The sequence below is a fragment of the Marinobacter sp. V34 genome (genome assembly GCF_055524115.1).
This window is the reverse complement of sequence record NZ_JBUPZY010000009.1, coordinates 1-26,234: the sequence shown is the minus strand read 5'-3', so window position 1 is coordinate 26,234 and position 26,234 is coordinate 1. Positions and strand designations below refer to the sequence as shown.

Genomic DNA, 26,234 nt, shown 5'->3' with positions numbered 1-26,234 from the left:
CTGATCAGTACTTGTAACTTTCCGGCTTGTACGGGCCTTCGACCGGTACACCAATATACTTCGCCTGCTCGGGGGTCATTTTGGTGATCACGCCACCAAAACCTTCCACCATAGCTCTGGCCACTTCCTCGTCCAGGTGTTTCGGCAGAACCTGAACGTAGATGCCTTTTTCGCGGGCCTCTTCCGGAAGGTCGGCAAACTTGCGCTCAAACAGATACATTTGTGCCAGCACCTGGTTGGCGAAGGAACCGTCCATGATCCGCGACGGGTGACCGGTGGCGTTGCCCAGGTTTACCAGGCGGCCTTCGGACAGCAGGATCAGGTGGTCGTTGACCGCCTTGTCGCGATACACCACATGCACCTGCGGTTTGACCTCGTCCCACTCCCAGTTCTTGCGCATGTAGGCCGTGTCGATTTCATTGTCGAAGTGGCCGATGTTGCAAACGACTGCGCCACTCTTGACTGCCTTGAGCATGTTGGCATCACACACGTTCATGTTGCCGGTGGTGGTGACCAGCAGGTCGGTGTTCTTAAGCAACGCTTTGTCCACGCCCGCTTCGGTGCCGGTGTTGACGCCATCGAGGTACGGCGACACCACCTCGAACCCATCCATGCAGGCCTGCATGGCGCAAATCGGGTCGGCTTCAGTGACCTTCACGATCATGCCTTCCTGGCGCAGGGAGGCGGCCGAGCCTTTACCCACATCGCCGTAGCCGATGACCAGGGCTTTCTTGCCAGACAGCAGATGGTCGGTGGCGCGCTTGATGGCATCGTTCAGGCTGTGGCGACAACCGTACTTGTTGTCGTTCTTTGACTTGGTTACGGCATCGTTCACGTTGATGGCCGGCACCTTCAGCTTGCCGTCCCGCAGCATTTCCTGCAGGCGATGTACGCCGGTGGTGGTTTCCTCGGTCACGCCGTGGCAGTTGGCCAGGATTTCCGGGTACTTCTCGTGCAGCAGGGCCGTCAGATCGCCGCCGTCGTCCAGGATCATATTGGGTTCCCAGCCTTCAACGTCGGCACCAACGGTGCGTTCCAGGCACCAGTCATATTCTTCGTCGGTCTCACCTTTCCAGGCAAAAACGGGGACGCCGCTCTCGGCAATAGCGGCGGCGGCCTGATCCTGAGTGGAGAAGATGTTGCACGATGACCAGCGTACCGTGGCGCCCAACTCAACCAGCGTTTCAATCAGCACGGCGGTCTGGATGGTCATGTGGATGCAGCCCATGATGTTGGCGCCTTTCAAAGGCTGCTCGGTTTTGTACTTTTCACGCAGGGCCATCAGGGCGGGCATTTCGCCTTCGGCGATGTTGATTTCCTTACGGCCCCAGCCCGCGAGTGAGATATCGCGAACTTTGTAGTCATCGGATTGATTCAGTTTTTCTGCCGGAGTGCTCATGGTGTTCTCCCGTCATTAAAATAGTGGTGATGGCCGTCTGTATACGACCAATCTTCAAATCAGATACCAGCGGCGTCTTTCAAAAGTGCCGCCCGATCAGTCTTTTCCCAAGGGAAGGCGGTAAACGTCTTGCCGCCCACCGTCATCTCAACCGGCTCGCGACCGAAGTGGCCGTAGGCCGCGGTGGCCCGATACATCGGGTGCAGCAGGTCCAGCATGTTGGTGATCGCGTAAGGGCGCAGGTCGAAGTGCTCGCGGACCAGCTTGATGATCTTGTCGTCGCTGATCTTGCCAGTGCCGAACGTGTTCAGAGAGATTGATGTTGGTTGCGCCACACCGATGGCGTAGGACACCTGGATCTCACACTTCTCCGCCAGGCCGGCAGCCACAATGTTCTTGGCCACATAACGGCCCGCATAAGCCGCAGAACGGTCCACCTTGGAGGGGTCTTTGCCGGAGAAAGCACCGCCGCCGTGGCGTGCCATGCCGCCGTAGGTATCGACGATGATCTTGCGGCCAGTCAGGCCACAGTCGCCAACCGGGCCGCCGATCACGAATTTGCCGGTCGGGTTGATGTGGAACTGGGTGTCTTTATGCAACAACTCGGTTGGCAGAGCGTGTTTGACGATCAGTTCCATAACGGCTTCTTTCAGGTCAGCCTGGGAAACATCTTCGTCGTGCTGGGTGGACAGAACAATGGCGTCGATCCCGGTGACCTTGCCGTTTTCATAGCGGCAGGTGACCTGGCTTTTCGCATCGGGGCGCAGCCATGGCAGCAGGCCGCTTTTTCGGGCTTCGGCCTGGCGCTGCACCAGGCGGTGCGAGAAGGTGATCGGGGCTGGCATCAGCACGTCGGTTTCGTTGCTGGCGTAACCGAACATCAGGCCCTGGTCGCCGGCACCCTGGTCTTCCGGTTTTTTGCGGTCAACGCCCTGGGCGATGTCCACGGACTGCTTGCCAATGATGTTGATGATGCCGCAGGTGTCACCGTCGTAACCCACGGTAGAGGAGGTGTAGCCGATGTCTTTGATTACGCCGCGTACCAGGTCCTCCAGATCCACCCAGGCGCTGGTAGTGATTTCACCACCGACGATAGCCACCCCGGTTTTTACCATAGTTTCACAGGCAACCCGTGCGTGGGGATCGTCAACCAGGATGGCATCGAGGACGGCATCGGAAATCTGGTCTGCCAATTTGTCAGGGTGGCCTTCTGAGACCGATTCGGAAGTAAAGACGCTGTAGTCAGACATAGGGTTGCTCCTCTGTGAGCGTTGCTAATTCGCGCCGGTCGTAGATTTTGGCTTGGTGCCGGCTATTTGGATGTAGGTATCGTAAATCAGTTTTCAGAGTCTGCATAATTCTATATCAAAAAAAGTTGATACAGTTTTGGTTTCTGTCCTATGTGGACTCTGCGGTTTTCCAGAACTCTCTCACCTGCACCTGAAAACCGTTCCTCAGCCCGATGAACAGTGACTCGCCAGCGACCAGACCGGCGTCAGTGGCCCAGCTGGTAAGCTCTTCCGGCTCGAACCCCAGCCAGAGATCACCGCAGGCTTCCTTGGCCCAGTCCTGGTCATGGCTGCACAGGTCGCTGATGAACAGGCATCCGCCAGTGTTCATCAGCGCGGAGGCATCCAGAAAAATGTCCGCAGGGCTGGGTACGTGGTGCAGAACCATGTTGGCCACAACCAGATCAAAATCGTCACCACGAGCCAAAAGGTTGTCGGTGACACCTTCAATCAGATCGACATTGTTCAGACGTTCTTCGATGCAGGTACGGGTGGCCTTGGCCAACATGTCGCGGGAGTTGTCCAGTGCCACCACGTGCTTACAGATTTTCGAGAGCACCGGCAGGAATGCGCCCTCGCCGGGGCCGATTTCCAGGGCTGTTTTCCAGTCATGGCGCTCGGAACGATTACGAATCAGGTTTGCCACCGGTTCGGCGTAAAGGTCGAACGCGGCGATGAGTTCTTGTTGCTCCCGAAATTTCTCGGCGTAACGGGAGAAGAAGGCCTGGGACTGGTCCGCGCGCTGATTGCGGATGGCTTTGATTTTCTCCTGCAGGTGCTCTGGCAGCGGAATACGGTCCACGCTCTGGAATACCTGGCGTATGGCCTGGTCCGTCAGCTTGTCACTTTCGAGATTCAGAGGGCGCCGGTAGAAAATGGCATTCCCCTCTCGTTGGGGCTCCAGCAGCCCGGCCTTATGCATGACCTTCAGATGATGGCTCATGCCCGACTGGCGCATTTCGAAGAGTTGGCTCAGCTCCAGTACGCCAAAGGTGTCCCGGCGCAACACGCGAAGGATCTCCAGACGCAACGGGTCGCCGCTCGCTTTGAAGATCGGTGCCAGTGCGTCCACGGAGGACAGGTCAGTTGCAGGTGTGGTCATGGATGTCATGAGAAAGAAGTGTAGGCATGTCTTTCCGGGTAATCAATATCTATATCAAAATAAATTGATATAGGCTCAGATCTGTTTGAAAAGTCAGCCAAAATTTCAGAGCGATAATTCCGGCGTTGGAAACATCCGTAAAACATCCTTAAAAAGAGCGTCGCCGATTTGCCCCGGTGGTCACTAATCGGCGAAAATACGCGCCTTCTTTTTAACCGATCGCCTTTTGCCGACCAAAACTGGAGAAAACGTCAATGCCGTCTCGCACAGATCTCGCCAACGCCATTCGCGCGCTGAGCATGGATGCGGTTCAGAAAGCCAAATCCGGCCACCCGGGCGCACCCATGGGTATGGCGGACATCGCCGAGGTCCTCTGGAATGATTTCCTCAGCCACAACCCGGCCAACCCCCAGTGGGCTAACCGTGACCGGTTTGTGCTGTCCAACGGCCATGGCTCCATGCTGCAGTATTCCCTGCTGCACCTGAGCGGCTATGACGTTTCCATCGACGACATCAAGAACTTCCGCCAGCTTCACTCCAAAACTCCGGGTCACCCGGAGTACGGCTACACGCCGGGCGTTGAAACCACCACCGGGCCGCTCGGGCAGGGTGTCGCGAATGCGGTCGGTTTTGCACTGGCTGAGAAGGCTCTCGCGGAACAGTTCAATCGCCCCGGCCACAACGTTGTTGATCACTACACCTATGCCTTCCTGGGCGATGGCTGCCTGATGGAAGGCATTTCCCACGAGGTGTCTTCCCTGGCCGGTACACTTGGCCTCGGTAAGCTGATCATGTTCTACGACGACAATGGCATTTCCATCGACGGTGAAGTGGACGGCTGGTTCACCGACGACACGCCCAAGCGCTTCGAGTCTTACGGCTGGCAGGTGATTCCGGCGGTTGACGGCCATAATCCGGAGGCCGTTCGCGCTGCGATTGAAGCTGGACGGGCCAACACAACACAGCCCACGCTGATTTGCTGCAAGACCATTATTGGTTTTGGTTCCCCCAACAAGCAGGGCACCGAAGCCTGTCACGGCGCTGCGCTGGGTGAGGACGAAATTGCACTGACCCGCGAGAAGCTGGGTTGGAACCACGGTGCTTTCGAGATCCCGTCGGAAGTATACGGTGCCTGGAATGCCCGTGAAAAAGGCGCTGCCGCACAGACCGAGTGGGAGCAGGCATTTGCCGCCTACGAAAAGGCGGAACCGGAACTGGCCGCTGAGTTCAAGCGTCGTATGGCCGGAGAACTGCCGGCGGACTTCTCCGAGAAGGCCCAGGCGTATATTCAGGAGTGCCAGGACAAAGGCGAAACTGTTGCCAGCCGCAAGGCGTCCCAGAACACCCTGAACGCCTATGGCCCGATGCTGCCGGAACTGCTGGGTGGCTCTGCCGACCTGGCGGGCTCCAACCTCACCATCTGGAATGGCAGTAAGCCACTGACCAAAGAAGACGCCAGCGGCAACTACGTTTACTACGGTGTTCGCGAATTCGGCATGGCAGCCATCATGAACGGCGTCGCCCTGCATGGCGGCTTCGTACCTTACGGCGCTACCTTCCTGATCTTTATGGAGTACTGCCGTAACGCCGTGCGCATGGCCGCGTTGATGAAACAGCGCTCCATCTATGTGTTCACCCACGACTCCATTGGTCTGGGCGAAGATGGTCCTACGCATCAGCCCATCGAGCAGTTGGCGAGCCTGCGCACCACGCCTAATATGAGCACCTGGCGTCCGGCGGATGCCGTTGAGTCAGCGGTCGCCTGGAAAGCTGCCCTGGAGCGTGTCGATGGCCCGACTGCGCTGGTCTTCTCCCGTCAGGGACTGCCGCACCAGCAGCGTGATGCCGAGCAACTGGCCAACATCGCCAAGGGTGGTTACATCCTGTCAGACAGCGAAGGCACGCCGGACCTGATCCTCATCGCCACTGGTGGTGAAGTGGGACTGGCTCAGGACGCAGCCGAAGCGCTGCGCCAGAAGGGCAATAACGTCCGTGTGGTGTCCATGCCGTCCACCGACACCTTCGATGCCCAAAGCGCTGCCTATAAGCAGGCTGTCTTGCCGCTTGAAGTCACCAACCGCGTCGCTGTTGAGGCTGCCATTGAGGACTACTGGTACAAGTACGTTGGCCTGGACGGCCGCGTGGTGGGCATGAGCACCTTCGGTGAGTCTGCGCCTGCCGGTGAGCTATTCAAGGAATTCGGCTTTACGGTAGACAATATCGTCGCTGTGGCCGGGGAGCTGCTGGAAGCCTGATGAGTACCGCTGCACCGTATCGCATCGCTATTAATGGATACGGCCGTATCGGCCAGTGCGTCTTGCGTGCACTTTACGAAAATCGTTTTCGCGATCACCTTCAGGTGGTCGCGATCAACGAACTGGCGGATATCGATACCATTGCCCATCTCACCCGCTACGACTCCACCCATGGTCGGTTTCAGGGTGAGATAACCGTTGAGGGCGATTCCCTGCTGGTGAATGGTGACCGTATTCGTGTCGTTCGTTGCGCCGAAGCGTCGGAACTGCCCTGGGACGATCTGGGCATTGATCTGGTGCTGGAGTGCTCCGGTGCTTTCACCGACCGTGCGACGGCCGAGCAACACCTGAAGGCGGGTGCTGAGCGCTTGCTGTTTTCGCAGCCAGCTGAGTCCGATGTGGATCGCACCGTGGTTTACGGCATCAACCACGATCAGCTGACCGCAGAGGACAGTATTGTGGCGGCGGCATCCTGCACCACTAACTGTCTGGTGCCTGTTATACAGGTACTCGACGACGCCCTGGGCGTGGAGCAGGGCAGCACCACCACGATCCACGCCGCGATGAATGACCAGCCGGTGATCGATGCCTACCACCATCAGGACCTGCGCCGCACCCGCAGCGCTCTGCATAACATCGTGCCTGTGGACACCGGATTGGCAAAGGGGATTGAACGCCTGCTTCCCAACATGGAAGGCAAGTTCAGCTCTGTGGCCATGCGCGTGCCCACCATGAATGTCTCGGCTATCGACATGGTGGTGAATGTTCGTGAAAACACCTCGGTGGAGGCGGTGAACAACCTATTAAAAAACGCCGCCCACGGCCCGCTGAAACACATTCTGGGCTACACCGATGAGCTTCTGGCCAGCTCCGATTTCAATCACGACGCCCACTCCGGCATCGTGGACGGAGGCCAGACGCGCGTAACCGGCGGCACCATGGTGAAGGTGCTGTGCTGGTTCGATAACGAGTGGGGGTTCGCAAATCGGATGCTGGACGTTAGTAAACACTGGCTCTCCAGCCACTGACACATTTTTTGATCAGGGGATGAACAACGATGACTATCAAGAGAATGACCGATCTGGATCTCGCCGGTAAGCGGGTACTGATTCGTGAAGACCTCAACGTACCGGTAAAGAACGGCGAAGTCTCCAGTGACGCCCGCATCCGTGCCTCGCTGCCGACCATCAAGGCCGCAAAGGACGCAGGCGCAAAGGTCATGCTGATGTCCCACCTCGGCCGCCCGGAAGAAGGTGTCTATGACGAAGCCTCCTCCATGAAGCCGGTGGCTGACCACCTCAGCAAGGTGCTGGGCCAGGACGTCCGCCTGATCACCGACTACCTGGAAGGCGTTGACGTGGCCGATGGCGAAGTTGTTCTGTTTGAAAACGTCCGCTTCAATAAAGGAGAGAAGAAAGACGACGAAGAGCTCTCCAAGAAGTACGCCGCCCTGTGCGACGTCTACGTGATGGACGCCTTCGGCACCGCCCACCGCGCCCAGGCCTCTACCCATGGCGTCGCGCGCTTCGCCCCGGAAGCCTGCGCAGGCCCGCTGCTGGCGGCAGAACTGGAAGCTCTTGGTAAGGCCCTGGATAACCCGGCCAAGCCCGTGGTTGCCATTGTTGGCGGCTCCAAGGTGTCCACCAAGCTGGACGTACTCAACGCCCTGGAAAACGTCTGCGACTCCATCATCGTCGGTGGCGGTATCGCCAACACCTTCCTCGCGGCAGCCGGTCACCCGGTCGGCAAATCCCTGTGCGAGCATGACTTGATCGACACCGCACGCGAAATTGCCTCCCGCGTTGAAATCCCGTTGCCGGTGGATGTTGTGGTTGCCAGCGAATTCGCGGAAACCGCGACCGCCACCACCAAGAACATATCCGACGTCAGCGACGACGACATGATCCTCGACGTTGGTCCGGAAACTGCCGGCCAGTTTGCCGAGCTGCTGAAAAATGCCAAAACCATTCTCTGGAACGGCCCAGTCGGCGTATTCGAATTCGACCAGTTCAGCAACGGCACCCAGTCCCTGGCGAAAGCCATCGCCGAAAGCGATGCCTTCTCCCTGGCCGGTGGTGGTGATACCGTCGCCGCCGTTGACAAGTACGGTGTGAGTGACAAAATCTCGTACATTTCCACCGGTGGTGGTGCTTTCCTGGAATTCGTGGAAGGTAAAACGCTGCCAGCTGTCGCTGTGCTGGAAAAGCGCGGCGAATAGCACAAGTTTGAATCGCGAGGAGGGCCTGTAAGCCCCTTCCGGGACCGTCAAAAACATGGATGTTTTTGTCGAGCGTACATGGACGTATTCACAGCGTGTCCCGGAAGGGGCTTACAGGCCCTCCGAAGCAGACTCCAAACCAGAGAAGTCTGCCAAAGACATTGTTTAATAAACCAAGGAGACAACCCCAATGGCCCTGATATCGATGCGGCAACTGCTGGACCACGCCGCCGAGCATGGTTACGGTGTACCGGCGTATAACGTGAACAACCTCGAGCAGATGCGCGCCATCATGGAAGCGGCTGACAAAACCGACTCACCGGTTATTGTTCAGGCCTCTGCAGGCGCCCGGAAATACGCTGGTGCTCCCTTCCTGCGTCACCTGATTCTGGCGGCCATTGAAGAGTTTCCCCATATTCCGGTGGTTATGCACCAGGACCACGGCACCAGCCCATCTGTGTGCCAACGCTCCATCCAACTGGGCTTCAGCTCAGTGATGATGGACGGCTCCCTGGGTGAAGACGGCAAAACCCCGACCGACTACGACTACAACGTCGACGTAACCCGCCGCACCGTTGAAATGGCTCACGCCTGCGGCGTATCCGTCGAAGGTGAACTGGGCTGCCTTGGCTCCCTGGAAACCGGCCAAGCCGGTGAAGAAGACGGTATCGGTGCCGAAGGCACCCTGGACCACAGCCAGATGCTGACTGATCCGGAAGAAGCCGCGGATTTCGTCAAGAAAACCCACGTCGACGCCCTGGCCATCGCCATCGGCACCAGCCACGGCGCCTACAAGTTCACTCGCCCACCGACTGGTGACATCCTGGCGATTGAGCAAATCAAAGCTATCCACAAGCGCATTCCGGATACCCACCTGGTCATGCACGGTTCCAGCTCCGTACCCCAGGAGTGGCTGAAAATCATCAACGAATACGGCGGCGAAATCCCGGAGACCTACGGCGTGCCCGTCGAGGAAATCGTGGAGGGCATCAAGCACGGCGTTCGCAAGGTCAACATCGACACCGACCTGCGCCTGGCCAGCACTGGCGCAACCCGTCGATTCCTGGCCCAGAACCCGGCCGAATTCGACCCGCGTAAATTCCTCAAGGCGACCATGCAGGCGATGACCGAAGTTTGCGTGGCCCGTTATGAAGCCTTCGGCACTGCCGGCAACGCCAGCAAAATCAAGCCGGTCAACCTTGAGCGCATGTTTGAGCGGTATGCCTCTGGTGAGCTGGACCCTAAGGTCAAGTAAGCCTGAGACTCGGCCCCCATAGCCTGCTGGCTATGGGGGGTTCGATATCAGCAAAACAACTGACATAAATCAATTCCGATAAGCCCCCACCTTGTAATTTTCCCATCCTCATCAAATATAGAGTTAACAGCCGGGCATAAAACACCCATTACTCTGAATAGGCGTGAGGGAAAGAATGGACTTCAAAGACTATTACGCCGTACTCGGTGTGAGCGAGTCTGCCTCTCCCGAGGACATCAAGAAGGCCTACCGCAAACTGGCCCGGAAATACCATCCGGATGTCAGCAAGGAAGAGAACGCCTCCGATAAGTTCAAAGACGTCGGCGAGGCCTATGAGGTCCTGAAAGATCCGGAAAAGCGGGCCGAATACGACGAGCTGAAGAAGTACGGCGCCCGTAATGACGGATCGTTCCAGCCACCTCCCGGATGGCAGAGCGCTTCCGGTTTCGGAGGCGGTGGTTACACGGAAGCTGATGCGGCACAGTTCAGCGACTTCTTCGAGGAAATCTTCGGGGGTGGCCGTCGTGCAGACGCCGGCTTTGGGAGCGGTTTCGGTGGCCAGCGTCATTCCATGAGAATGCGTGGTGAGGACGTCCACGCCAGGATAGCCCTATTTCTGGAAGAAGCGTATCACGGCTGTGAGAAACAGGTGTCATTCACGGTTCAGGACACCGACACTGACGGCCGTATAGTGCCGCGCCAGAAAACCCTGAATGTGAAAATCCCGTCCGGCATGAGAGAAGGGCAGCACATCCGCCTGAAGGGGCAAGGTGCGCCAGGCATGGGCGGTGCCGAGAGCGGTGACCTGTTTATCGAAGTTGAATACGCGCCGCATCCTCACTTTACAGTGGAAGGCCGGGATATACTGGTGACGGTTCCCATTGCACCCTGGGAAGCGGCCCTTGGTGCCTCGGTTACGATTCCTACTATTGGTTCAAAGGTGAATGTGAAAGTACCCAAGGGCTCTTCCAGCGGTCGCAAGTTGCGACTCAAGGGCAAGGGCCTGCCCGGTAAGCATCCAGGAGACCAGATTGCGGTGCTGCAGATCGTAATGCCCGAGCGGCACTCTGAAGAAGCTGAGGAACTGTATCGTCAGTTGGCCGAGGCTGAGAAAGAGTTCAATCCACGCAGCAAGCTGCACGTGTAAGCGGGGGTGAAGGATGGCTGACAAAGACCGGATTCTGAGCGTCGAACTGGTGGAACCAACTGCTACGTTTACGTTGCGGGAGATCTGCGAGCGTGGAGATTGCCATGCTGAATTCGTTATTAAACTGGTGAGCTACGGTGTGATCGCTCCAGTGGAAGAGTCACCGGAAGCGCGACAGTGGCAATTTGATCTCGAAGCGCTGGCCCGCCTGCGCAAAGCGCAACGGTTACAGCGGGATCTGAAAATGAACCTGCCCGGCCTCGCCATGTCTCTGGAACTCCTCGATGAAGTCCAGGATATGCGACGTGAAGTCGATCGCCTTAACCGGCAAATACGGCAGTTTTTAGGCGAAGCATAGCCAGAAGGTCGGTTGGCGCCAGCCGACCTACCCGCCAAGCTAAAAACTTACTCCTTGCCAAGCTTCTGAAGCTCCGCGTAAATTTTTTCAGCCTCCTCCATTAATGTGCCATGGGTGCGCAGGTCGCCATTGCGTTGGGCGTGCAGAGCCTTTTGCAATTTTGCCTCGTACTCTTTCTGCAGTTTTTTCTTTGGATCGCCCTTCAAAAATCCCAACATTTTTTCACCTGTTTTAATTCGTGTATCCAGTAACTTACGCCGATCGGGCGGGAAAGTTCACAACGAGCTGCCTCATTACTGCTGAACTTCGTCTGGCAGAGATCGCTGAGAGTGTGGTGCGTGATTCTCAATTTCAAACAATTTCACGAGGTTGTTACAGAATCCGTACACGAACACGCCACTCCTTGGTCGGGGTTTTGCTCTATAGTCAGTAATAAGCTTGGCTTGGCAGGCCAATTCCTGTCGCCAAGATGAGTGATTCACTCGCGTGACGGAGCCTGTATGACCCCTCGTTTTCTAAAGGCACTGGTAACCAGTCGCTTGCTGCGACCTGTTTTTCTGATTCTGATTATTGCTGGCGTGGTGCAGGTAGCCTTGAGCCAGTGGCTGATTTCCAATCAGGTGGATAGCCTGGTAGATACCGCCGGTTCCGCTCTTGAGGCCAGCAGCCGCGACGTCAGTGCATCGTTTGGTGACACTCGCGAAGACGTTCGCAATCGCTTGCAGCTTATGCAGCAGAGGACCACGGAGGAGTTGGCGGGTGAATTGACGCGCCAGCAAACAGCCCAACAGGAGCGGGTTGCCGAGAACGTCCGATCGGCGGTGATGTCAGAGGCTCAGGGCCTGGCGGAGGTGCTGGCGGCGGTTGCTGCGCCGCTAATCTGGGATCGGGACGTGCCGCGGTTGACGGATCTCATTGAACTGGCTGATGCCCGGGAATCGGTTCTTTTCGCGGTCTATTATGATCAGTACGGGGAAAGGCTGACCCGTTACGTGGATCGCACCGACGATCGCGTGCGCATCTTAATGGAGCAGGGAGAAGGCCGTGGTGCGGCAAATAAGGTCCTTGACGCGGCAAGCCGTGACCCGAATGTGGTCATTATAACTGCCGACATTAAACCCCAGGGTACCGCTATCGGACAGCTCAAGATGGGGTTGTCTCTTGAAGGCATCAATCAGGATCTCGCCGCCCTTGAGGAAGAGTTCGGTGCAACCATTACGGGCAGCATCGACGCTTTACGCCAAACACTTGGGGTTGAAACAGAGCAGGTTAACCAGCGCCTGCAGCAACAGCTTGCCAGTATGGGTGAGGACACCCAGTCGCGTATTGATAGCACTGTTGAGGCACTGGATCGTGAGGCGGGCAGCCTTTCCTCTAATCTTTCGTTCCTCGCCATCGGCTCCGTGGTTGTGTTGATTGTCCTGGTGGCGGCCGTGCTCGGCGGGGGCCTTCTTCCCCGAGTACTCAGATTGAGTACAGCCATCTGGCAGATTGCCGATGGTGAGGCCGACCTGACTCGCCGGGTATCCCTCAAGGGCCGAGACGAGCTGACGGAAATGGCCCGGGGCATGAACCAGTTCATCGCCCGTATTCAGGAGTTGGTGTCAGACGTAAAGTCCTCTGCGGAATCGGCCGCAGAGAGAGCACGAGAGCAAGGTCAGATCAGCCGCGATGCGGTATCGGCCGTTAATCGCCAGCAGCAGGAAGTGGCCGAGGTGTCGAACACCATGTCTGCAATGTCGGGCAGTATTGCCGAGGTGGCGGATAACGTTCAGGAAATGGCCGGGTCCGTCCAGAACGTGAACGCGGAGAGCGAGGCAACGGCAACGATTTCCCGCGATGTAAGGGGGCGTCTGGATCGGGTCGTGGCCAACGTGGAGCAGGCTGTCGCGGCGGTCAATGAACTGAATAACCAGAGTACGGAAATCGATTCTGTGCTTTCCGTGATCGGGGCCATTGCCGAACAGACCAATCTACTGGCACTCAATGCCGCCATTGAAGCGGCGAGGGCTGGTGAATCTGGCCGGGGCTTTGCGGTCGTCGCCGACGAAGTACGCACGCTGGCCAGTAGAACTCAGGCATCCACCACGGAGATTCAGGGCATTATCGATCGTCTGCAGCAGGGCAGCCGTCAGGCCGTCACCGTCATTGATCAAGTCTCGGGACAGGTGGCGGAATCTTCCGCCGAATTCCGACGCGCCGATGAGCACTTCGATCAGATCAACCAGTTACTGGGCAGTCTCCAGAAACGCGCGCTTGAGATTTCGGCAGTTGCGGAAGAGCAGGGCAGGAATGCTGGGGACGTGAGTGTCAGCGTCACTGACATTGCCCGCCTTTCCGGTGAAACCGTTGACGCCATCGAACGCTCAGATCAAGCCAGCGGACATATCGGGGAAATGCTGGAAACCCTGCAGGGCAAGGCTTCCCAGTTCCGGGTGTAATAGCTGCTGGTCGATTTACTGGCAGATTCGCGCGCGGGCGTCCCGGTATTCTTCGCCAATTCGCCCGACCAGATCGCTGACCGAGACAACGTCGGTGATCTGGCTGACGCCCTGGCCGGCGGACCAGACGGTTTTCCAGGCTTTGGCCTCGTCGTCCACGGGCTTGAGCTTATCACCGTAGTTGAGCTCACCGGCCTGGTTCAGCTTATCCATGGGGTAGCCTGCGGCTTCCAGGCTCTGGCGCATAAAATTCGCTGGGATGCCTGACACCGCCGGTGTGTGGATAATGTCGCCGGATACCGCCTCAATGATCATGTTCTGATAGGCCGCTTCCGCCCGCGACTCTGTGGTGTTGATGAATCGCGTGCCCAGATAGCAAAGATCTGCGCCCATGGCCTGAGCTGCCAGTATGTCTTCACCTTTTGAAAGCCCGCCTGCGAGGAGGATAACACCATCGAACACCTCGCGGATTTCATGTATCAGTACAAACGGGTTGATGATCCCCGCGTGGCCGCCTGCGCCCGCAGCCACGGCGATAATGCCATCCACTCCGGCTTCCGCTGCCTTACGAGCATGTTTTTGATTGGTGACATCGTGGAACACCAGGCCACCGTAACTGTGCACCGCTTCAGTCACTTTGGTGGCGGCGCCGAGGGAGGTGATCACAATGGGCACCTGGTGTTTCACACACAGGTCCAGATCGGCCTCCCAGCGCGGGTTCGTGCCATGAACGATGAGGTTCACGGCGTAAGGTGCGGCCGTCTGGTCCGGATGGGTCTCCCGGAAGTCTTTCAGGCCTTCGTTCATCTGAATCACCCATTCCTCGAAGCCTTCGCTGGTGCGCTGGTTCAGGGCCGGGAAGCTACCAACGATGCCCTGCTTGCAGCAGGCCAGCGCCATCTCCGGCCCGGAGATCAGGAACATGGGCGCCGCCACCAGCGGGAGGCTCAGCGATGTCCTCAGGGATTCAGGTAAAGCCATGAGAATTCCTTAATTTTTGTTGGAACTTATGTAATGTATAAGGATCTTAGCGTGCTCATTACCGCATGAAAACGTCCACGAATGAATAAACAATAAGGAGCTCTACCATGGGCGAGGCAAAAAGAAGAAAAGAGACCGGCGCACCGCCGCCCAGCAGGAAGAAAGATCGCAAGTCGTTGTACATCGGCATCAGTGTCATCGTTCTAGTCTTTGTTGCCGTGGGCGTCTTTTTCCTGACGGCGAGCCCGGCCCCTACCTCGGATGAGTTGCCGGTTGCCGGCCCCAATGCCGATCCGTTTCCTGAGCAACTGGACCGCTACGGCGTCTCCGTTGGTGATGCAGACGCACCCGTGGTGGTGCGGGAATTCGCGGATTACCAGTGCCCTGCTTGCGGTCGTTTTTCAGATGCCAGCCAGCAGTTGAAAAAGGAATACGTGGAGTCTGGCAAGGTGCGCTTCGTGTACTTTGATCTGCCACTCCAGCAACACGACAATGCCCTGCCTGCGGCACAGGCTGCTCGTTGCGCCGGTGACCAGGATGGCTACTGGGCCATGCACGACAAGTTGTTCAACATGCAGACCGAATGGAGCGGTTCCAGCAGCCCGGTTGATACCTTTAGCCGCTACGCAGAGGATCTGGGGCTTGATGAACGCCGTTTCAGCCGGTGTATGACCACGGATCTTCACGTCGAAGAAATCGAGCAGAGCCGTCAAGTGGCCATGCAGCTTCGCGTTACCAGCACGCCAACCGTGTTGGTGGACAATATCCGCCTGACTCGCCCCGGGTGGGGGCAGCTGTCGGCAGTGGTTGAACGGGAGTTGGCGGATTCCCGGCAATAATCCCGCGCCAGGTTTTCCCTGAAAAAAACTCCCCGAATCGGAGATCTCCGGCGTCTCCGTGGGTTTTGCTGTTCTGTTCTGAGCACCAACCGATGTCCCGGTGCCGCCTTTGAGGGCACCGGGCACTGTTAATGACCTCCCTGTAACTCCCCGTAATACTCTCGCTAGTCCCTATTCGTTAGAATGGCATCCTCACGCCTTTTGGCGATCTTAAACCATGCTCCGGATTTACGGTCCGGCCCGCAGGAGAAACCAGACTCATGAGCCAGAATGTTATTGTATGCGCGCTCTATAAGTTCGCAGTCCTGAATGATTACAAAGCCCTCCGTCAGCCGCTACTGGATCTGATGTTGGAGAAAGAAGTGCATGGCACATTGCTGCTGGCCCGTGAGGGCATTAACGGCACCATAGCCGGCAGTCGTGAGGGTGTGGATGCCATTCGCGATTGGCTGGGGGCCGATCAACGGCTCGAGGGCATCGACTACAAAGAGTCGTTTGTGGATGTGCAGCCCTTCAAGAGAACCAAGGTGAAGCTCAAGAAAGAGATCGTCACCATGGGGGTGGAGGGCATCGACCCGAAACGGATCGTGGGAACCTATGTGGACCCGAAAGAATGGAATGATCTCATCTCCGATCCGGACGTATTGGTAGTGGACACCCGCAACCAGTACGAAGTTGAGATTGGGACATTCCAGAACGCCAGGAACCCGGCCACGGATACGTTTCGCGAGTTCCCGGAGTATGTGAAAGAAAACCTGGACCCATCGAAGCACAAAAAGGTGGCCATGTTCTGCACCGGCGGCATCCGCTGTGAAAAATCCACGGCGTTTCTGAAGGAGCAGGGCTTCGATGAGGTGTATCACCTGAAAGGTGGCATTCTCAGGTATCTGGAGGAAGTCCCGGAATCACAGAGCCTGTGGCAAGGAGAGTGCTTTGTATTCGATGACCGGGTAACGGTGAACCACATGCTGGAACGGGGTGAGTACGATCAGTGTCACGCCTGCCGCCGGCCGATCACCGAGGAAGACAAACAGCGCCCGGAGTACGAGCAGGGCGTGAGTTGCCACCGTTGCATCGACTCGCTGACCGAGCAGCAGAAAGCTCGTTTTGCCGAGCGTGAGCGGCAGATGCGACTGGCAGAACAGCGGGGTGAAACCCATGTGGGCGGCGAAGCGGCTCGCATCATCGCGGAGCGCAAAGCCCTAAAGAAAGCAGAGCGGGAACAACAGGCCCGCAAGAGTGCCATGGGGGAGCACCGCGCCAAATCCTGATAGGAAACAAGGAGATTCCATGCAGTTCAGAGCAACCCTGGCGATCGTTAGCCTGACGGTATCGCCGATGGTCGTTGGCGCCGAGTCAGATGACTGGGAAGGTGAAGGTGAGGTCGGTGTGCTGATTACCACCGGTAACACCGAGGAAACCAATGTCAATGGCCGTCTCGCGCTGAAACATGAGGTGACTGATTGGCGGAATACCGGTGAGTTCCGTTCAACCTATTCCGAAACCGATGACACGACAACGGCCGAAAAATACGGCGCTGAAGTGCAGTCTGATTATAAGTTTGAGGGCAGCCAATACCTGTTCGTACGCGGGGCCTATGAAGACGACCGTTTTTCCGGGTATGACTTCCAGTCCTCGCTGACCACCGGTTACGGTAATCGGGTCTGGCAACGTGGCAAACGCTCTTTTCTTGACCTGTCTGTCGGTGGCGGTTACCGGTTCAACAGGCTCGAGGAACCGGACGCAGACGGCAATCAGGAGGAAAAAGAGGCCATTGCCCGGCTGGCAGGTAAGTTCGACTACGCTCTGTCCGAGACTGCATTGTTCCGTCAAAAGCTGAGTACCGAAATCGGTCTGTCGGAGAACAACACCATTAGCGAGTCCGAAACGTCGATACAGGCGAACGTGGTGGGCAACCTATCGATGAAGGCCGCTTATCTGGTTCAGCATGTATCTGATGAACCAGAGGGCTCCGAAGCCACCGATACGCAGATTTCGGTGTCGCTGCTCTACGGTTTCTGAGCGGGCGTTAAACCCGGTTCCTGAGCCCCAGCTCATCCGGGTAGGGGGTCAGGTACTTCTGGCTGCTGAGGTAGTCCACCGGCTCCCGCCGCTGGGCCATCCGCAGTAGGGTCATGGGCACCACCAAGGGCACTTCACCGCGGTGGTAAGCGTCTATCTGCTCCATCAATACCTGCCGGTCTTCGTCTGCCATGGAATCTCGCAGATAGCCCATCAGATGCTGCATGGCGTTCACGTGGGAACCCCGGCTGACCCGTTGGGTCATTGCTTCCATGAACGACGCGATGTATCGGTCGGCAATGTCTTTCAACGGCTCTGATTTCAGGTCGCCGAGCATCGGCCCCAACTGCCGATAGATCCTCTCGGAATGGGCCAGTAGCTGGAACTTGTGGCGGGTGTGAAACTCGATCAGGGCACGGGCGGTGAGGTTGTCGCCGGCCACGTTCTGCATCCAGTCGTCGTAGGCAAACACTCGCTCTACAAAGTTCTCCCGCAGCATGTCGTCGTTCAGGCGGCCCTCTTCTTCCACTGGCATCAGCGGGTAGTGACGAATCAGTGCCTCGGCAAACAGTCCCCGACCATCCCTGCGGGTGACATTGCCGTCTTCATTGTGCACCTTGATGCGCTCCATGCCACAGCTTGGGGATTTGGCCATCAGGATGTAGCCCCGAAGATCTGACAGGGTCGGTATAACCTGGTCGATAAACCCTTGCATGGCATCGGTGTGGTCCGCTGTGCCTTTGGTTTCGATCAATTTCAGGCCGTCGTGATATTCCCGCAGGTGAATGGCAGGCCGGGGCACGCCCAGCCCTGCTTCCAGCTCCGGGCAGATGGAACGAAACTCGAAATGGCGGGAAAGCACCTGGGTGCAGAAGCGGGAATGCTTGTGGCCGCCATCATGACGAACTTCCTTGCCCAGCAGGCAGGTGCTGATGCCAACGGGAATGCCTGTCACTGTCAGTCTCCGAATCGATAAAGGTTCTATAAAGTACGCTTTTCCAGTCTAGACCGATCATCTCCGATGTTAAAAGCGGCGAGATGAATCACTCAGCGGGAGGCCGATCGCGCCAGGGTCAGGGCGTAGATCTCCCGCATATCACGGGCAAACTGCTCGACGGAATAGTCCGCCGCGAACGCCAGTGCGTGCTCGGCCAATTCCTGGCGCAGGGTGTCGTCTTCCAGCAACTGTTGCACGTGGTCACACCACTGATCCTGTTTTTCAGGCGTCTTGAAGCCGTTGTAGCCGTGGCGGACCACATCTTCAATACCACTGGAGCGCACTGCCACCACAGGTAACCCGGCGGCCATGGCTTCCAGGATTACCATGCCCTGGGTTTCGGATTTTGAGGCAAACAGGAAGGCATCGCCCAGGTGATACCAGGTAGCCATGTCGTCCGGCGGTACGGAGCCAACGAGCGTAAAGCAATCCTGAAGCCCCAGTTCATCAATGCGCTGCTGCAGTCGCTCATGCTGGTGCCCTTCGCCAATCATCAGGAATCTAAAGGGGCGGTCTGTTCGCCGGCGAAGTTCCTCAATGGCGTCGATCATGAAATCAATGTTTTTCTCGTTGGACAGCCGCGAGACGCTGATAAACACGGTCTCATCTTTAATGCCCAGGGTGTCCTGCAGCTTACGAACATCACCGTCGTCCACTTCCTGGAATTTCTGGTACTCAATGCCCGTAGGCTGCACGAACGTGGGGCTTTTCACGCCGATCATCCGCAGGTACTCCTCGGTGGAGTAGGTAGGCACGATCACGCCATCGCATTTGTTGGCGAAGCGTTTGATCAGCTCGTGGGAGATCAGGTTGCGGAACAGATTGCCCGGCAGCGGCACGAAGTGGGCGTAGTGCTCAAGTCGGGTGTGGTAGGTGTACACCGCCGGAACCTTCAGGAGCCGGGCTACGAACAGCCCCAGCGAGCCCAGCCAGATGGGATGGTGAAGGTGGATGATGTCGGGTTTGAACGCTCTCACCTGTCGGCGAATTCGCGCCAGGAAAATGTTGGCAAGGCGGAACTCCCGTTTCTCCCCCATAGCCAGCAGGGAAGGCACCCGCACCACGTTGGTTTCCTCGCGCGGCTGGTCGCGATAGCGTGGGCAAACGATGAGGGTGAAGTCCCCCAAGGTTTCCAGGCCTTTGCGCAGGCGTGCGATGGAGATGGGCACGCCGCCAATAAACGGCAGGTAGTTGTTGGTGAACATGGCCACCCGCAAGGGTTTCGACAGCCAGGGCTGGGGGTCCAGGTCGTAGTCCGGATAGTAGTCTTTCGCCACGAAAATAGCGGTGTAAAGCTTGGTGCTGATCAGTACGAAAACTGCCACCAGCAGAATGAAGTTGATGTAGCCCACATAGAACAGCGAGTAGATAAAGAACCACAGGGATTCCAGGGTGCTCAGCACGGGGTGCTGCCTGGCTTCAAGTCGCTCCAGGGAATGGCTGATCTGGCCATCGTCGCTCACATCCACCCGCACATAGTGGTAGAAGCTGGTGTCGTTGTTAAGCACCAGGCCGCCGGCTCCGCCGGTGGTGATGAAGCGCGTGTCGCCTTGCACCTGATCCGCATACAGCGACAGGTTCGCTGAAAACACCATGTCCACATCGTGCCGGTCGATGGCGTCCAGCAGGGCGGTGCGGAATTCAGGGGGGTGCAGGAAATCGTCGTCCTGCTCGAACGGCGCCTCCTGGTCCGGGTGCAACAATGGGTGCCCTATAAACAGGAACCGCAGGCGGTTGGGTTCCTGGCTGAGCAAGTCGTTCAACCAGCGAATCTGCCACCGCCAGGGCGTCTTGCTGGTGCTGTCGAGGAAGATCAGCCGGGCGCCGCCTGCCTTGATGCTGAAGAAGTGAGGGCCGAAGTGGTCGTAAAACCGGTAGCTGCCGAAGTTCTCGTACTCGTTTTCACCAAAGGTCAGCAGGTAGGGAATGTCCAGGTGAGTCAGTGAGCCCTGGATGGCCCGGTATTTGTCTTCACCGCCGCCACTCACCGCATTGCCGGCGGACACCATAAAATCCACGCCGGACTGATTGAGGGCCGGGATCATTCGTTCCTCGAACACGCCCACGGAATTGTTGATATTGCCCACAACCGCAAAACTGAAACCACCGTCATCAGAGAGCATGTCGTGAATGCGGGCGACCTGTTCCGTATGTAGGGCCTCGAAATCCGGCTCGAACAGGTTCAGGTAGGCCTTGTACCCAATCAGCAGCACAACAATCGTCAGGCTGATGTAGAACAGCACTTTTAACGGGTGGCGGCGTGTCATGGGGATTGCTTCCTGTTTCTCACCAGTTCCCGCTGAAGTATCACCAGGCCTGCCAGCATGCCGAGGTAGATGGTGATGAATCGCCAGCTGATGGTCACCAGTACCAGGTGGTTGGCCGTGAGTATGTCCCGGAAGAAACTGCCGAACACTCCTTCCGAAATGCCAGACGCACCGGGTGTGGGTGAAAAGTACATCACAAAGGTGGTGACCACCAGCAGACCCGTGCTTACCAGGTAGTCTACCTCGTAATCCAGCGCCGAGATCAGCAACGCCGGAAAACTGAACAGGCTGAGCAGGAACACAAAGGTAAACAGTACTGATAGCGCGACGAACTGTTTGGGGCCCCTGAGGTAGTCGCCGAAACTGTGAGAAAAACGCAGCATCTCCCGCTTGGCTTTGAACTGCCAGCGCTGATGCCTGCGGTCACCGATTAGATGAAACCGGTGCAGTGAGCTCAAAAGCCGGCCCAATGGTGCAATCAGCCACCGGGTGCGGAACAGCACCACCATGAAGAACCCAAGGTAAAGGAGGATCAGTACGGCGAGTACCGGCCCCAGTTCACCGACCAGGGGTTGATTGTCCAAAGCGCTGAGCGTGAGCAGGAACACCGGGGTGAGGGAAAAGATAAAGATTACAGCGATCACAGTGCGGATGGTGGTGGCCGCCGTGGCGCGGCCCACGGGTACACCGTGCCGCTGGAGATACCAGATCTGTGCAAAGCCACCCCCGGTGGCCATGGGGGTCACGTTGGAGAAGAACAGGTTAATGAACACCAGCCGGAAAATCGCCGGGAAGGGCAAACGGTGCCCCAGCGCCCGAAGGGTGAAGTGCAGCCGTAGCCCGTCGGCCGCATAGTAGACCGCCAACAGGGCAATGATGGAAATAAGCGCCTGAGGCGAGACCAGTCGATCATCGAAGGTTACGCTGCGCCCGGCAAACTGGTCGTACACCGCGTAAAGCCCGGCCGCTGTCATGGCAATAAAGATCAGGCTGAAAACCGTGAGCCTGCGCCAGGACGCGCGCTGCTGATAATCTTGATCCGGGATGTTGGTCATGGACTGCCCGCCGTTAAGAGACGGGCAGTTTACTGTTGGTGGCGGGGGGCTTGTCCAGTGTCTTACTAGTGGCCATACACCATCATGGTGGTGTTTTTAATGGCAAAATCCGTGAACTGTACGGAACCGATACTGGTGCCACCGACTTTGAACACCGGCATATCGATGTCGGCCCGGAAGTCCACTTCGTGAATGGAAAGGCCTTCCTTGCCTGAGGCGGCACTGGTGCCCCGGGAGAGTTTCGCGGTAGCACTCGCCATCCCAAAGTGGCCCAGGGTGTCATCGCCCCGGCGGTTGTGGATCTGCAGCCCTTCAATGCCAACGGCGGCAAAGTTGAACAGCAGGATCACGTCGGCGGCGTCCCAGTTCAGGCTACCATCGGTGATTTCGAAATGGGTATCCAGTTGCAGTTCCGAGCCAGACACTACGTTGCCATTGGCCAGCGTGCGGGTGTTACTGCCTTGATTGCGAATCACCAGATCGGTGGGGCCGATATAACCCTGCAACATAACATTGGAGAACAGGCTGGCAGTGCCGCCGGAACCGGTGGCTTCAACACTGTCTACGGCCAGTTCGAAATCCACGGCTTGCAGGTAATCGTCCAGGCTGGTTGGGTCGCCGTAATCTGTGGCACCAAGGTGAATCACCAGGTCACCGCTGTCGAACTGTTTGCCGTAGCTGCCACCGACGGCATAGCGGGCGAGGGCATCTGCTACATCCGGATTCGACGTGTCCAGAAGGCCGGCGTCGGCTCGGCGTGCGATCTCAGAGAAACCGTGTTCAAGAACCTCATCCTGGCCGGCAATGTCCAGCGTCAGCTTGAGGTTGTCCAGCACGGTGTCGTTCTGACCGGACAGGCGGATACCATTGACGTTCAGCGAGCCTTCATCGGTCCAGCTCAGGCGGTCCATCTCAATCTTGGTTTCCATCTCGATGGTCACGCCGGTCTGGCCGGTGACGTTGCCCAGGGTACTGTCGTCCAGCGGACGGAAGTCGGCCATTACTGGTAACGACAGGCTGGCGGTCAGGCTCAGGGTAAAGAACCTGCGCAGGGCAGGTTTAAATGGTCTCAGGCGCTTGCGGGCATTTCGACGTGTCATGGTGGCCCCGATTGTTATTGTTACAAACTGTTACGATAGGGCGGATAAGGAAAGGTGTCTGTGAGTTGAGTCACAGACTCAATCAGGCCAGCGCCTGCTGGATCAGTTCCTTCTGGTGGGCGCCGAACTCTGCCACAAGGGCCTCGGATTTATCGGCATCCCTCGTCAAGATAGCTTTCGTCAGGTTGGTGAAGAATAGTCCCGTGCGGTCCAGGTCCTGCCGGTAACGATCCGCGCTTAGATAATAGGCACGGCTGACAGCGGGTTTGAAGTTGGTCAGCGCCTCAGTGAGGTAGGGGTTGCCCACGACCTGACAGCAAACATCCATCACTTCAAAGCTTGCTTCCACAATGCCTGTGATATTGGCATCTTTGTGCTGCATCTGTTCAGTGACATGCCCAACCGCCGACAATAACGCGGTTTTGTCCTCTTCCCGCCAACGCTCACACAAACGCCGTGCCAGCATAATCAGCAGGTGCATGTACACGTCGTACAGCTCCGACGCATGGTCTGCGTCCAGTTTGGTGACGGAAGCGCCCTTGCGTGGGGTGATCTCGATCAGGTGCCAACGCTCAAGGGTATACAGGGCCTCTTTCACCGAGGCCCGGCTAACCTTCAGCTCGTTTGCTGTGGTCGCTTCCTGCAAACGCTCACCCGGTTTTATCTGCCCGGTCATGATGCGTTCAGCCAGGTAGTTGGCAATCTGCTCGGCGAGGGTGTTGGGGACCTGAAAATCCATGTTTAGAGGGCCTTAGTATCTTTCAGACGTATAAAGTGGCGCTATATTAATAGGCCGGCGGAGGACTTGATACAGGGGCTCGCGAGTATTTTTCCGGGAAATTAGAGACAGGCTCTGCCGAGCGGGTAATAGACTGAACTGAACCATGCAAGCCTGGTTTGACGTAAACCCTGATTTGGTAGAAATCGTGTTTACCTGCTAGCTTGATTCTAGTGAATCGTTTTTAATTTTGTAATGTTGTTTGCTCCGTTTCACGGCGTATGTCATGCAGATCAATGAAGCGCCATGGATCGATGAGCTGATGTTTATGCTTCTTAAGGAAGCTGGGCGGCAAGGAGGCACGGATGAGCCCCACTAGATTTATGCCTGTTTCGAGATTAATCGTGAGCATTGTGGCGATATTCTCGTTGTCAGTGAATTCCACGGAATTACCTTTCCCCGACGAAAACGTCCAGCCCACCGAGCTAGGGGCGAAGTCGCTACGTATCGGGCGTGACTACAGTGTCCTGAATCTCTGGAATATCTCCTCTGGAATGCCTGACAGTAAAGTAGAGGCGTTGTTAGGACAACCATTCAGCCGAGCCTCCCATGGCGATCGTTCCCACTGGAACTATAACGTCAACTTCCCCATTGCAGACGGTGCCAGTCAACTGGTCTGCCAGTACAAAATTGTTTTCGGGCCGAACGACAAGGTCTCGTCAACCCATTGGCGCCGGCACACTTGTGAGAACCTGGCTCAGACATTGATTGTCCCTCCACCGGCAGAGGCGGAGCCCGAACCGGAACCTAAGGTTCAGGTTGTAACGCTGTCTGCAGATATTCTCTTTAGTTTCGGTGAGTCGGAATTGACCTCTCAGGGCAAGGAGCGTTTGCGAGAAGTAGCCGAAAACCTGCAGGCCTCATACCAGAACCCGATGGTCACGTTGATCGGACACACGGACCGGATCGGCTCTTTCGACTCCAATTTGGATCTATCTGAACTCAGGGCTGAGGCGGTGCGCCGTCAGTTGGCGCAATCCGGCCTGAGTATCGGCTCAATGATAGCTGAGGGGCGCGGCGAGGCAGAGCCTGTCGTGACCTGCCAGACCGATCAAGTGGAAAAGCTGAAAAGTTGTCTTCAACCGAATCGTCGCGTTGATATTGAAGTTTTCGAGCGGCGAGTCGACGGCAGAGCCTTATGAATAGCGTGAGGAACATGTAGGTGCAACGAAGCGGTTAATTGTGCTTTTTCGGGTTTGTTAGTGGGGGGTGGATATGCTTGATCTGACAACAGTGATGGTGACCAGTAAGGGAACGGGTCAGAGCTCAGAAGTGAAGCTCGATGCTTTGGACAACCCGACTAACAGTGTAATAACGCTTTCGGTTGGCCCTGAAAAAATTGCGTCCATTGACGCCCAGGCAGATGACCTTCTAGTCACCCTGACGTCAGGGGAATCTATTGTTATTGAAGGCTTTTTTGCTCCGGATGAAGACCAGCGGAACGAACTGGTTCTCGAAGACTCCAGCGGTATTTTTTGGTGGGGGCAGTACGATTCGCCCTGGTCTGAGTTTTCCTTTGCCGAGATTAACGTTGATGAAGTTGCCGGTGCAGGTGCCGGGGATGGATTTGGTTGGTGGTTGCTAGCAGGAATTGGCGGAGCTGCTGCGGTGGCTGGCGCAGTGGCTGCTGGATCATCATCTGGTGGCTCTTCATCGGGCGACCCCGTAGACGATGGCGCTCCTGAGGTATCCCAGGCCAATGTAAGCGAGACTGGTGATCGGGTTAGAGGTATCGCGGAACCGGGCAGCACGGTGACAGTCGCTTATGTCAACGGAGTCGAGTTGGGCAGAGCTGCCGTCGGTGAGGACGGTAGGTACAGCGTCGCCTTGAACGAGCCTCTAACCAACGGCGAAGTGATCGTGGTTACTGCCATCGATCAGGCCGGCAACGTGTATGACCAAACCACAGTGACCGCGCCTGATATGACCGTTCCGGATAGCCCGAGCGTCAGTTTCAATGACGCCGGCGACGAAATTAGCGGTACCGCCGAACCCGGCAGCGTCGTCACTGTCAGCGATGGTAATGGTAACGAACTCGGCAGTGCCACCGTTGGCGATGACGGTCAATACAGTATCAGTCTGGATGAACCGTTGACCAAAGGCGAAAGTGTTGAGGTCATCGTTACTGACGGGGCGGGTAACGAATCTGCGCCGGCCAGTGCCATTGCTCCGCATATCCCGACGATTTATTCAGTCACTGACGATACCGGTGATGTGACGGGTAGTCTGCTGAGCGGATCGAGTACCGATGAAACCACACCGATATTGACCGGTACTGCCGAAGCAGGCAGTACGGTGACGGTGTTCCTGGATGGTAACGCGATTGGTACGACAGTGACGGATGCCGAGGGCGACTGGAGCTTTGAAACGCCTGCCCTGGGTGAAGGTGGCCACAGTTTCACGGCCACAGCGACGGATGGGGCTGGGGACGAATCACCCGTCAGTATGACGTTCGACCTGACCGTGGACACGGTTGCCCCGGATGCGCCGACGCTGGCGCTTGCAAACGACACCGGCGCAGACGGTGACGGCGTGACCATCGACGGCACGGTCGCGGTCAGCGGCCTGGAACCTGATGCCACCTGGTCGTACTCCACTGACGGCGGGGCGACCTGGACCGACGGTACGGGTAACGGCTTTGAACTTCCGACGGGCGAGTACGCCGAAGGGGATGTGCTTGCACGCCAGACCGACGAGTCGGGCAACACCAGTGATGGCGGCAGCCTGATTG

General features: G+C 57.2%; 22 protein-coding genes. 12 read left to right on the top strand and 10 right to left on the bottom strand.

Features of this window, described 5'->3' with window-relative positions; genetic code table 11:
* Positions 1-4: 4 nt before the first annotated feature.
* The 3 genes from ahcY to AC0B60_RS14925 form a co-directional block, all read right to left on the bottom strand.
* Positions 5-1,399, bottom strand: coding sequence for an adenosylhomocysteinase (ahcY, locus tag AC0B60_RS14935; RefSeq protein WP_465086642.1), 1,395 nt, complete (start codon positions 1,397-1,399; stop codon positions 5-7).
* 59 nt (positions 1,400-1,458) lie between these two features.
* Entirely contained in the window at positions 1,459-2,649 is a 1,191-nt protein-coding gene (metK, locus tag AC0B60_RS14930) for a methionine adenosyltransferase (RefSeq protein ID WP_465086640.1), read from the bottom strand.
* Positions 2,650-2,797: 148 nt separating this feature from the next.
* Positions 2,798-3,799, bottom strand: a complete 1,002-nt coding sequence (locus tag AC0B60_RS14925; protein ID WP_465086639.1) for a metalloregulator ArsR/SmtB family transcription factor — start codon at positions 3,797-3,799, stop codon at positions 2,798-2,800.
* Between the two features lie 245 nt (positions 3,800-4,044).
* On the opposite strand from AC0B60_RS14925, the gene tkt reads away from it, so the two are divergent.
* From tkt to AC0B60_RS14895, 6 genes are all read left to right on the top strand, one after another.
* Complete coding sequence (tkt, locus tag AC0B60_RS14920; protein WP_465086638.1) at positions 4,045-6,045, top strand: transketolase; 2,001 nt, start codon at positions 4,045-4,047, stop codon at positions 6,043-6,045.
* On the top strand, positions 6,045-7,073 hold the full coding sequence (gap, locus tag AC0B60_RS14915) for a type I glyceraldehyde-3-phosphate dehydrogenase (RefSeq protein ID WP_465086637.1): 1,029 nt from the start codon (positions 6,045-6,047) through the stop codon (positions 7,071-7,073). Before tkt ends, gap begins: the two co-directional genes overlap by 1 nt.
* A gap of 29 nt (positions 7,074-7,102) precedes the next feature.
* Positions 7,103-8,263, top strand: a complete 1,161-nt coding sequence (locus AC0B60_RS14910) for a phosphoglycerate kinase (RefSeq protein WP_465086636.1) — start codon at positions 7,103-7,105, stop codon at positions 8,261-8,263.
* A gap of 190 nt (positions 8,264-8,453) precedes the next feature.
* A complete protein-coding gene (fba, locus tag AC0B60_RS14905; protein WP_465086635.1) occupies positions 8,454-9,518 on the top strand; it encodes a class II fructose-bisphosphate aldolase in 1,065 nt (354 codons plus the stop codon).
* A 175-nt stretch (positions 9,519-9,693) separates the two neighbouring features.
* Positions 9,694-10,665 (top strand): DnaJ C-terminal domain-containing protein, encoded by a 972-nt coding sequence (locus AC0B60_RS14900; RefSeq protein ID WP_465086634.1) that lies wholly within the window; start codon positions 9,694-9,696, stop codon positions 10,663-10,665.
* Between the two features lie 13 nt (positions 10,666-10,678).
* Positions 10,679-11,023 (top strand): chaperone modulator CbpM, encoded by a 345-nt coding sequence (locus AC0B60_RS14895; RefSeq protein WP_465086631.1) that lies wholly within the window; start codon positions 10,679-10,681, stop codon positions 11,021-11,023.
* Positions 11,024-11,070: 47 nt separating this feature from the next.
* Here AC0B60_RS14895 and AC0B60_RS14890 read toward each other — a convergent pair whose 3' ends face one another.
* A complete protein-coding gene (locus AC0B60_RS14890; protein WP_465086630.1) occupies positions 11,071-11,241 on the bottom strand; it encodes a DUF6435 family protein in 171 nt (56 codons plus the stop codon).
* Between the two features lie 282 nt (positions 11,242-11,523).
* Between AC0B60_RS14890 and AC0B60_RS14885 the strand changes: the two genes are divergently transcribed.
* Positions 11,524-13,464 carry a methyl-accepting chemotaxis protein gene (locus AC0B60_RS14885; RefSeq protein WP_465086628.1) on the top strand — a complete coding sequence of 647 codons (1,941 nt, stop codon included), beginning with the start codon at positions 11,524-11,526 and terminating at the stop codon, positions 13,462-13,464.
* Positions 13,465-13,479: 15 nt separating this feature from the next.
* Here AC0B60_RS14885 and AC0B60_RS14880 read toward each other — a convergent pair whose 3' ends face one another.
* Entirely contained in the window at positions 13,480-14,445 is a 966-nt protein-coding gene (locus AC0B60_RS14880) for an NAD(P)H-dependent flavin oxidoreductase (RefSeq protein ID WP_465086627.1), read from the bottom strand.
* Positions 14,446-14,552: 107 nt separating this feature from the next.
* On the opposite strand from AC0B60_RS14880, the gene AC0B60_RS14875 reads away from it, so the two are divergent.
* From AC0B60_RS14875 to AC0B60_RS14865, 3 genes are all read left to right on the top strand, one after another.
* Complete coding sequence (locus AC0B60_RS14875; RefSeq protein ID WP_465086626.1) at positions 14,553-15,284, top strand: DsbA family protein; 732 nt, start codon at positions 14,553-14,555, stop codon at positions 15,282-15,284.
* 260 nt (positions 15,285-15,544) lie between these two features.
* Positions 15,545-16,555, top strand: a complete 1,011-nt coding sequence (gene trhO / locus AC0B60_RS14870) for an oxygen-dependent tRNA uridine(34) hydroxylase TrhO (RefSeq protein ID WP_465086625.1) — start codon at positions 15,545-15,547, stop codon at positions 16,553-16,555.
* 19 nt (positions 16,556-16,574) lie between these two features.
* Positions 16,575-17,306, top strand: a complete 732-nt coding sequence (locus AC0B60_RS14865) for a DUF481 domain-containing protein (protein WP_465086624.1) — start codon at positions 16,575-16,577, stop codon at positions 17,304-17,306.
* 7 nt (positions 17,307-17,313) lie between these two features.
* On the opposite strand, the gene AC0B60_RS14860 is transcribed toward AC0B60_RS14865, so the two are convergent.
* The 5 genes from AC0B60_RS14860 to AC0B60_RS14840 all read right to left on the bottom strand — a co-directional run bounded on the left by AC0B60_RS14860 (position 17,314) and on the right by AC0B60_RS14840 (position 23,464).
* Positions 17,314-18,261 (bottom strand): YbgA family protein, encoded by a 948-nt coding sequence (locus AC0B60_RS14860; RefSeq protein ID WP_465086622.1) that lies wholly within the window; start codon positions 18,259-18,261, stop codon positions 17,314-17,316.
* Positions 18,262-18,353: 92 nt separating this feature from the next.
* Positions 18,354-20,570 carry a glycosyltransferase gene (locus AC0B60_RS14855; RefSeq protein WP_465086620.1) on the bottom strand — a complete coding sequence of 739 codons (2,217 nt, stop codon included), beginning with the start codon at positions 20,568-20,570 and terminating at the stop codon, positions 18,354-18,356.
* Positions 20,567-21,625: a lysylphosphatidylglycerol synthase transmembrane domain-containing protein gene (locus AC0B60_RS14850; protein ID WP_465086619.1), complete on the bottom strand. Its 1,059-nt coding sequence runs from the start codon at positions 21,623-21,625 to the stop codon at positions 20,567-20,569. Before AC0B60_RS14850 ends, AC0B60_RS14855 begins: the two co-directional genes overlap by 4 nt.
* Before the next feature lie 65 nt (positions 21,626-21,690).
* Positions 21,691-22,725, bottom strand: a complete 1,035-nt coding sequence (locus AC0B60_RS14845; protein WP_465086618.1) for a DUF6160 family protein — start codon at positions 22,723-22,725, stop codon at positions 21,691-21,693.
* A gap of 82 nt (positions 22,726-22,807) precedes the next feature.
* A complete protein-coding gene (locus tag AC0B60_RS14840) occupies positions 22,808-23,464 on the bottom strand; it encodes a GntR family transcriptional regulator (protein WP_465086617.1) in 657 nt (218 codons plus the stop codon).
* A gap of 344 nt (positions 23,465-23,808) precedes the next feature.
* On the opposite strand from AC0B60_RS14840, the gene AC0B60_RS14835 reads away from it, so the two are divergent.
* Together AC0B60_RS14835 and AC0B60_RS14830 are read left to right on the top strand one after the other, a co-directional pair.
* Positions 23,809-24,645 (top strand): OmpA family protein, encoded by an 837-nt coding sequence (locus AC0B60_RS14835; protein ID WP_465086616.1) that lies wholly within the window; start codon positions 23,809-23,811, stop codon positions 24,643-24,645.
* A 73-nt stretch (positions 24,646-24,718) separates the two neighbouring features.
* Positions 24,719-26,234: Ig-like domain-containing protein (locus AC0B60_RS14830; protein ID WP_465086615.1), on the top strand; the 1,516-nt coding region annotated here is incomplete at its 3' end.